At 56.3% G+C, this 7,672-nt stretch carries 10 protein-coding genes and 3 pseudogenes; 2 read left to right on the top strand and 11 right to left on the bottom strand.

What is annotated here, in order from left to right; translation table 11 throughout:
- Together RIFP1SYM_RS18400 and RIFP1SYM_RS17145 are read left to right on the top strand one after the other, a co-directional pair.
- Positions 1-344, top strand: a pseudogene (locus RIFP1SYM_RS18400) (hypothetical protein); the annotation flags it as partial.
- Positions 345-745: 401 nt separating this feature from the next.
- A pseudogene (locus RIFP1SYM_RS17145) lies at positions 746-990 on the top strand (transposase); the annotation flags it as partial.
- Between the two features lie 19 nt (positions 991-1,009).
- Here the strand turns inward: RIFP1SYM_RS17145 and RIFP1SYM_RS18405 are convergent.
- The 11 genes and pseudogenes from RIFP1SYM_RS18405 to RIFP1SYM_RS18415 form a co-directional block, all read right to left on the bottom strand.
- The gene (locus tag RIFP1SYM_RS18405) at positions 1,010-1,408 is read right to left on the bottom strand and encodes a hypothetical protein (protein ID WP_240992138.1); all 399 of its coding nucleotides are present in this window, start codon (positions 1,406-1,408) and stop codon (positions 1,010-1,012) included.
- Between the two features lie 18 nt (positions 1,409-1,426).
- A pseudogene (locus RIFP1SYM_RS19090) lies at positions 1,427-1,834 on the bottom strand (multiheme c-type cytochrome); the annotation flags it as partial.
- Positions 1,834-3,180 (bottom strand): multiheme c-type cytochrome, encoded by a 1,347-nt coding sequence (locus tag RIFP1SYM_RS14900; protein WP_005966287.1) that lies wholly within the window; start codon positions 3,178-3,180, stop codon positions 1,834-1,836. The pseudogene RIFP1SYM_RS19090 and the gene RIFP1SYM_RS14900, both read right to left, overlap by 1 nt.
- Entirely contained in the window at positions 3,173-3,688 is a 516-nt protein-coding gene (locus tag RIFP1SYM_RS14905; protein WP_240992139.1) for a hypothetical protein, read from the bottom strand. Before RIFP1SYM_RS14905 ends, RIFP1SYM_RS14900 begins: the two co-directional genes overlap by 8 nt.
- Complete coding sequence (locus tag RIFP1SYM_RS18655; RefSeq protein ID WP_081417782.1) at positions 3,685-4,032, bottom strand: FAD-dependent oxidoreductase; 348 nt, start codon at positions 4,030-4,032, stop codon at positions 3,685-3,687. Before RIFP1SYM_RS18655 ends, RIFP1SYM_RS14905 begins: the two co-directional genes overlap by 4 nt.
- Positions 3,987-4,499, bottom strand: a complete 513-nt coding sequence (locus RIFP1SYM_RS18660; RefSeq protein WP_039960667.1) for an FAD-dependent oxidoreductase — start codon at positions 4,497-4,499, stop codon at positions 3,987-3,989. The genes RIFP1SYM_RS18655 and RIFP1SYM_RS18660 overlap by 46 nt, the downstream gene beginning before the upstream one ends.
- Positions 4,435-5,181: an NAD(P)-binding protein gene (locus RIFP1SYM_RS17160; RefSeq protein WP_420855223.1), complete on the bottom strand. Its 747-nt coding sequence runs from the start codon at positions 5,179-5,181 to the stop codon at positions 4,435-4,437. Before RIFP1SYM_RS17160 ends, RIFP1SYM_RS18660 begins: the two co-directional genes overlap by 65 nt.
- Positions 5,073-6,020 (bottom strand): 4Fe-4S binding protein, encoded by a 948-nt coding sequence (locus RIFP1SYM_RS14925; protein WP_005966298.1) that lies wholly within the window; start codon positions 6,018-6,020, stop codon positions 5,073-5,075. The genes RIFP1SYM_RS17160 and RIFP1SYM_RS14925 overlap by 109 nt, the downstream gene beginning before the upstream one ends.
- Positions 6,021-6,141: 121 nt before the next feature.
- Positions 6,142-6,903 (bottom strand): MBL fold metallo-hydrolase, encoded by a 762-nt coding sequence (locus RIFP1SYM_RS14930; RefSeq protein WP_240992140.1) that lies wholly within the window; start codon positions 6,901-6,903, stop codon positions 6,142-6,144.
- A gap of 238 nt (positions 6,904-7,141) precedes the next feature.
- Positions 7,142-7,462, bottom strand: coding sequence for a hypothetical protein (locus RIFP1SYM_RS14935; RefSeq protein ID WP_039960671.1), 321 nt, complete (start codon positions 7,460-7,462; stop codon positions 7,142-7,144).
- A gap of 14 nt (positions 7,463-7,476) precedes the next feature.
- On the bottom strand, positions 7,477-7,672 hold a 196-nt coding region (locus RIFP1SYM_RS18415), incomplete at its 5' end, for a hypothetical protein (protein WP_039960672.1).

A 7,672-nucleotide genomic window follows, 5' to 3' on the forward strand; every position in this document is an offset into this window, starting at 1 on the left:
CTAACACTTTCCAAGATTCTGAGGTTGTATTTTACGTCCCGCCAATTAGTCCTTGGCTCATTATCAATAAATATAAAAACAACGGGACCTTAGATGATTATATCCATGCCATTCATTCTGTTTCCAATATTGGCCCTGCATTGTACGATTTTTCTCTACCCTCATATATTACAAGAGACAAAAGTAGAACATATGATGGATCGCATTATGATGTGAGCACAAACAATTATATTGCTGACGCTATTAATGCTGGAGAATATAATTTTGGCATCAAGGTGAATGGGCTGTCTTATGATACATATCATAAATTATTCTTAAATGCGGTAAGTAGTTCGGGAATTTGATGTGATTTTTTCCTCTCAATTGTTTTAAATTGGCCTTCAAGTTTGCAAATGAAGGCCCAATGTCATTAAGCATTTTATTTGGCCTCCTTGTCCCTAGGTGCATCAACAGCGGTTGTGCTCTTCGCATCCTCCCGGGTCCTGTCAAGATTGACGAAGACTTGTGGCTCAATCGCAGATTGTGTGGGTAACTTTGTTTGGTTATCGGCATGACGATCGGTTGGAGCACTGGAGCAACGCCCTCAATGAAGCCTACCTCCATGCCAACTTGCCGGCGGGTGCGCTGTAAGCAGTGCGGTAAGACGACACAGGTTGATGCGCCTTGGGCTCGCCCTCAACCGGGTTTACTCCGTTCTTCGAGACGCTGGTGATCACGCTGTGCAGACAGATGTTGAGTCCCCCAGATGAAGAAACTGGCGACCACCATCAAGGGGCATCTCATCGGCATCCTTAATGGATTCACATTGCACCTGAGTAATGGGTGTATGGAAGGCATCAACTCGCTGATTCAGGTCGCCAAGGCAAGAGCCAGAGGCTACAGGACATTCCGAAGCCCGATCACGGTGGCTTACTGATTGTTGGAAAGCTCCCCCATCTACCGGCCTCACCCTTTACGAGGCGGGCTTATGCTGAGCGGCTACCCACTTAATTCCAGAAAGAGCCAAAAATTATTGCCTCTCTCGCTTGATGCTTTTAGTTGCATGGGGATCTGGTTGTATCGGCCTTGCTAATGTCTTGCGCCGATGGGACTCGGTAATGGCATCGCGAATTCGGATTAGGTCGCCATCCAGTGCCGGTTGACCATACCACCATTGATAATCCGGGGATTGATGCCCGACTCCCAGGAGGATATTTTGCCGGTGGTGGCTCAGGCCCTGCCGTAGTTTTAACAGTGCATCAGGCGGCACGTTATCAGCAGAGTCGATCAATGCTTTTCCCTCTGTCAGCTTGAGATCGGCAATCTCCAGCTGGCGTTTTCCGTTGGCAAACTGCTCACGAATATAGCGAGGGCTGTGACATCCGGTGCAGATCCATTGGCGCACTTCGGGGCCGCGAGCAGGTGCCATGGTGTCGCCATGGTCGCCGTCATGGAGGTGGCAGTAGCTGCAACCAGGCGTCCGGTAGTTACCGCGTTGCAAGGGTTGTCGCCAATCCTGCCGGGCCTCTTCGAGGCGTGTGATGATGCCGTGTTTGGATGTGGCGTAACTGTGGCTGGCGGGGCCTTCGTGGCATGCGGTACAACTTTGATCTTTTCTCGCCTTTATGGCTGAGTTTTCGTGTCGATCGCCGTGGCAGTTGTTGCAACCGACCCTTGAAGTGGCTGAGTGGGGACCCTCTCGCCATTGCCTGATCAGCTCAGGATTCCGCTCTGTGTGGCAGGTGATGCACTCGGTCTCGGTAAATGGTCCTGCGGAGAGGGGCTCGTCTGCCAAGGCAGGATGCGTTATCAGGATAGCCAGAAGCCAACCAATAGATCTCATTCGATAGGGCATCAATTATGCTCCCGGTTGTAGTCGGTGTATGCGCCCTTCATCCAAAGATCACCTGAACCTTCAGGTGTGATTTTCGCTTCCTGTTCGGCTTCGACAAGATCGCGCAGCGCGTCGGCTTGGGTCTCGATGCGATCCAGTGATGCCTCCATTTTTCGATGTCCTTCCTTAACCCCTGTCGAGTGACCGTGGGCGGCAGATTTGTACGCCCCCAGATTGTCGAAGTACCACATCTCGAAGTAGTCGCGCTCAATGGCGGAGACGTTGTAGAAGACTGATGCCTGGCCTTCAAAGAAACCGATGCGCTCTCTGGGCCAGAGACTATCCAGCCAGTCCATAGGGTAGGGGGGGCGCTCTCCGGCGGCAGGGTGAAGCAGATTGTCGCTGCGCAGATCCTTGAGAACATCCTCTGCTGCATAGAGCTTTTTCCAGGCTTGCTTGCGTTCCTGATCCAGTTCGGTCAGCCACTGCCCGGCCTTTTCCTCGTCGTGGCAATCACTACACAGCTTGATCCACTCTTTGCGCAGCAGCTGATTTTTGGATGTATGAGGATTGACCTCTCGCAGGCCAAATTTCCACAGGGACTTGTGGGCCACCTGGTGGCGACCGCCATCCATATGGCAGTAGGCACAGGTGGGCGCCTTGTAGTTACCCTTGGTTAGGGGTTTTGACCAGTCCCAGCCGTTACCCTCGGCCAGGTAGAGTTTGCCGTGGGCGGAGGCGAAGTAGGTTTCGTCATCGGGGTGAGGTGGTCCTGAGTGGCAGGTGATGCAGGCCTCCGGGCGGCGTGCTTCGGCGGCATCGAAACGGTGCCGGGTATGGCAGGAGTCACACTTGGTGGCCACCGAGTGGCACTGAACGCAGGATTGGACTTCGGCCTTGGGCTTGTCCACGAAGTGCTTGGCATCCACCGCCCGATCCATCGCCAGCACATGACTAGGGAAACCGTAGCGGGCCTCATCCAGAAATTCGCCATGCTGTTTTTCATGGCAACTGCCGCATACGTCCGGGGTGGGCATCCGGAGTTGTTGATGGTTGTTGCCGTGGCAGGCATTGCAGGTGACCGTTTCCTCGCTCTGGGCATGACGGCTGGCGCGCCAGTCGGCAACGATGCCGGGGGTGATCCCCTCATGGCACTGGATACACAGCTCTGCCTTGAACACACCCTCGACTATCTTGGTGGATTGATAGAAGTTGTCCGGATCCCAATAGCCTTGCACCGGATCGGGTGACCAGTGGCGGGAGTAGAGACCGGTTCCGGGTCCTCCCTTGCTCCAGTGCACATAAGCAAATCCCACCGGAACAGCCAACAGGGCGATAATCAGCGGAAGTATTAATCGATTACGCATGGTTTTTATCCGTGTGGCGATCTCTCCACCAACGCAGCAGACCCAATCCCGTCAGCAGCAGGAAGGGGCCTAGAACCCATATGCGCGTCAGCCAGGGATGATTGAGTCGGTGGATATCGGCAGGCGCTTCTTGATCTATCGACTGCATTGCATGATGCTGCAGATAGGCCAGCAAACGCTCCTGCTCCTGTTTCTGCATGGTCTCCACCCTGCCCATCAATCCCCCAAAACGGTGTGAAACATCCATCAACAGAAACATCTTGGATGCCACCTCGCGCCACTCGGCCGCCGTGTGGCGATCCGGTCCCGGCAGGTTGTGGCATTGAGTACAGAATCGTTGTAGCAAGCTTGCCTCCGGGGATTGGGAGTCGGGGAGTGATTCGACAGTGAGGCCAGGCGGCAGCTTGTCTTTATGTACCTCGCACAGATCTATACCCGACCAGGTATGGCTTGCCGTGGCCGGCAGCGGCAGAGAGAGGATCAGGATCATGAGAGTGCTCCCTTTCATGTCTGCTTCCGGATACGTCGCCACAGACTGAAACTGCTCAACATGCCTTCAGCCGCCTTGCGACCGGCGGCCATGGCGGTGACGGCCAGATCGGGCCCAAGAGTATTGTCGCCACCCGCCCAGATTTTGGGATGGCTGGTATGGCCTTGTGTGTCTACCTGAATGCGGCCATCTGACTCAGTCACAATGTCGAATGTGGCCAGCCAGGGGGGTGGGTCGGCTTGCTGACCCAGGGCGAGGATGACTCGGTTAGCTTCAATAATTGTGGCCCCTTCGTGGGTTTCAAAGCGTACTCCGGTTACGCCTCCTGAACCTTTGCATTCAAGTGGGGCATGGTTAAACAGAAATTGGGACCCTCTTCACGGGCCAGTGTGATCTCCTTGGGGGAGGCGCGTAGACGCGCTTCCGGGCCACGATAGGCGACGGTTACCTCTGCACCCAGACGTAGCGCGGCACGAGCACAGTCCATGGCGGTATCGCCGCCACCGAGAACCAGCAGCTGTTGACCAGTTAAAGGTTCTCGCTCGCCTGCGTTGATTCGTTTCAGCCAGCCGAGGGCCTGCTCAACACCAGGCAGGGTCTGTCCCGGTAGTTCGATGGTTCGTGGTTTCTGCGCGCCCAGTCCAAGAAAGATGGCGTCATTCTGTCCTAGCAGATCAGATAACATCGCAGCGTCCACCGATAGACCGAGAGAGAAACGGATGCCGGCCTGTTCCAGTAGAGTCTGCCGGCGCGCCAGCAGGGTCTTATCCAGCTTGAATGCGGGAACACCCTGTCTGCAGCAAGCCGCCGATCTTGGTTGACCGGTCATAGACAGTGACTTCCACACCCATCCGATTCAATCGTTCCGCACAGCTCAATCCCGCAGGGCCGGCACCGATGATTGTCACCTTACGGCCATTATGCTGTGCCGGTTTGATCGGCCGCCAGCCTTCATCCAGAGCCCGTTCGGCCAAGGTTCGCTCTATCGCCCCGATAGTGACAGCCCCTTCCAGCTGCGTGCGGGTGCAGGCCCCTTCGCAGAGGCGGTGCTGAGGACAGATCCTGCCGCACACCTCGGGTAGTGGTGAGGTTGCATGGGCCAGATCCCCAGCCTTTTTCCAATCCCCACGGGCAGCAGCCTCCAGCCAGTCGGGGATGAAATTGCCCAGTGGGCAGGCATTGCGGCAGCCGGGAACACCGCAATCGAGGCAGCGTTCAGCCTGGCGCTGCAGGTCTTTTGTGGACAGAACCTTTTCTGCTTGATTCCAGTCGCTCAGGCGCACTGCCGCAGGCCGGTGTGCCGGTTCTGTCCGGGGTGCTGGGATCTGGGATTTTCGTTTGAGAAGATGGCCGGCATCCTGCCGCAGATTAGGCCGGAACAGGTTGCGTACATCGCGAATCTCTAACGCATCGGTGGGACAGGAGATGATGCAACGGGCGCAGCCCATACAATCCTCGATGCCGGTGACTTCGCCTGTGGTCTTGCCTTGTTGCCACACCGGGATACCCATGTCGCAGGCCTGCTCGCAGCGCCGACAGTCGATGCACTGTTCAGGGTCCATCTTGATGCCGAGAAGCCGGCATGATTGAGCAGACCGAAGGTGGCGCCGAAGGGGCAGAGGTAGCGGCAGTAGAAGCGGTTGCCGGTGATTGGGGTAATGAAGAAGGTGCCGAAATAGGTCAGCCCCACCACCAGCGCGAACATGCCGACCAGGGTTGCGGTCCAGGCGTTGGGCGGGAACTGGGTGGCCACCATCACCCCCACGTACCAAATGAAGAAGAACCATTTGGTATGGCGCAGCCGCCAGGCCCAATCGCCGCGCAGGGAGAAGCGGCGGAACGGAAAGCCCACGGTCTCGCGCACGCCCACACAGGGGCAGCCGAAGCCGCAGATGATCCGCCGCCCGAACAGGAACACCAGCAGCAGGGTGAGAAAGAAGGTGAGGGTGCCCGGTGTGTGCAGGGCGGGAAACACCGGCTGGCTCCAGACATAGCCGGCATAGGGCTCGAACATCGGCATGAGCCAGGGGATCAGCCACCAGAAGCCGGTCACCACCGTCACCAGGATGATCAGACGCTTGCGGGTATAGGGGTTCTGTTCAGCACGGATACGCCAGAGGCCAAAGGCAAGGATAATGGCGTATTCGGTATAGCGGTTGAGCCAGATAGGACTCTCAAACAGATAGAGCCAGGATTCGTTGAGCCAGCCAACGAAGGCCAGGCTGAAGGCGGCCATGGAGATGGCCATGACCCACCAGCGATAACGCCCCGGCAGGGTATCCTGACGCGCCGCAGTGTTGGGGCGGGCACTGTATGCCAGGAGGGGTTCTTGTTGCGTGTCTGGATTCATGGGTACATTTTTGCCGAATCTACGGATTTCTCATGGCAGGGGTCGAAGTCAAACCGCATTAGATCCTGTGATAAATGCGACTCGTGTTGTCGGTTTGACTTCGCCCCCTCATGGTTCATGGTTACTCGAAGGCCGCTGCCTCGCTCTGCAGATAGGCTTGGTGGGCGTTGCGGCCGGCCAATGCTTCGAAGTCGGCAAACCCTTTCCATGCCGATTGATCGAAGGAGCTGATGGCGTCCTGCAGATCAATGTCTTCTTCCACTGCCTGGTCCATGTGTCGTTTCAGCGCCGTCAAATAGTCGTGCGTAGAGTGCTCGAAGGCGGACAGTGGACCAGGCTCACCGTGGCCCGGTATGAACAGAACATCACCAAGTTGCCGCAACCGTTGGAAAGACTTAATCCATTCCCGCACATTGCTCTTGGAGAGGATGGACAACAGCCGGCCTCTGTAGAGCACGTCGCCAGCAAAGGCCAGTGCGTCCGGATTCACCGCTACCACCAGACTACCGGGGGTGTGGGCGTCCCCCACCGGGATCACGCGCAGCCGTACTCCGCCCAAATCCAACGAGGTCTCCTTATCGATGGCGACAGTGGGGGTGCTCGGTACCTCGACACTGTTGGGCGTGAGGCCCAGCACGCCCTCGATGGTGGCGGCAAAGACCTGAGCTTCGGCCTTGATGCGTGGCACCGCCTCGGCCGCAGCGATCACCTCGGCTTCGGCGCGCCGAAACACCGGATTGCCCATGATCCGATGAGGTTGGGAATTGGTGTTGATCACATATCGCACTGGCCGGTCTGTGATGCGACGGATATGAGCCAGCATCGCCTCGGCCATCGCCCCTCCATAGCCGGAATCGATAACCGCCACGGCATCATCGCCCACCACAAGCCCAGGTTCATACGAAAACCGCCGTTCTCACGGGTGGGAGGACCGTAGGGGCCGATCCATGCCCAGGTGTGGTCGGAAACCTGGCGCGGGGCCGGCAGCAGGTCACCGCCCAGAGACAGAATAGGCATTAGCAGTGTGAAAAGGGTGATGTAGATACGCAGCATTTCTGTGTCCTCTCTATGATGTTTTCCGTGGGTGGCAAGAGCGTACCAAGGTGTCTAGTGTGTATTCTTCACTCATTGCTCCACTCCTCCATCAGTTGTTCTTGAACGGTATCGAGAAGCTGGTATAGCTCTTCCAGTTCGTTCTCTGTAACGCTATCGCGTAGACTGTTGATCAGATCTTCTGGGGATACGATCACGCCGTCGGAAGGCTCGATAAGGTTCTCACCAATCATCAGTGCCGGTGGTTGGTTCCCATCCTCACCATCCGACTCACAATATTTCACCTGGGAACCGATCCCAAGATGCTGGCTGATGGCCTCTGCATAATGGATGTACAAGGTGCAGTGGCCACCTGGCGGTTGTTTGGACAGTATGGGGATTGTGCTCATGGTTTTTTCCCCTCTCAATTTTGGCTATTTGCCCCAGTCAAACCATCCCCGTCCAAAATATTTTTAGCCTGCGTCCCAGCCAGCTTTTTGCTGATAATGGCGGAGAGATTACGAAACAGTTTTGTCGAGATGCGGGGAAAGATTTTGGCGATATGGTCAATACCGTCCCAATTGATTGCCAGAATTTTGGAGTCATCCCGTGCTACGACA

This window comes from endosymbiont of Riftia pachyptila (vent Ph05) (assembly GCF_000224455.1).
Lineage (GTDB): Bacteria > Pseudomonadota > Gammaproteobacteria > Chromatiales > Chromatiaceae > Endoriftia > Endoriftia persephonae.

Bases quoted from the DNA above. Each gene is read 5' to 3' on its own strand.
- RIFP1SYM_RS14925 (WP_005966298.1), bottom strand. From the start codon at position 6,020: ATGAATCCAGACACGCAACAAGAACCCCTCCTGGCATACAGTGCCCGC.
- RIFP1SYM_RS18405 (WP_240992138.1), bottom strand. From the start codon at position 1,408: ATGGCACCTGCTCGCGGCCCCGAAGTGCGCCAATGGATCTGCACCGGA.
- RIFP1SYM_RS14905 (WP_240992139.1), bottom strand. From the start codon at position 3,688: ATGAAAGGGAGCACTCTCATGATCCTGATCCTCTCTCTGCCGCTGCCG.
- RIFP1SYM_RS18660 (WP_039960667.1), bottom strand. From the start codon at position 4,499: ATGACCGGTCAACCAAGATCGGCGGCTTGCTGCAGACAGGGTGTTCCC.
- RIFP1SYM_RS17160 (WP_420855223.1), bottom strand. From the start codon at position 5,181: ATGGGTATCCCGGTGTGGCAACAAGGCAAGACCACAGGCGAAGTCACC.
- RIFP1SYM_RS14935 (WP_039960671.1), bottom strand. From the start codon at position 7,462: ATGAGCACAATCCCCATACTGTCCAAACAACCGCCAGGTGGCCACTGC.
- RIFP1SYM_RS14900 (WP_005966287.1), bottom strand. From the start codon at position 3,180: ATGCGTAATCGATTAATACTTCCGCTGATTATCGCCCTGTTGGCTGTT.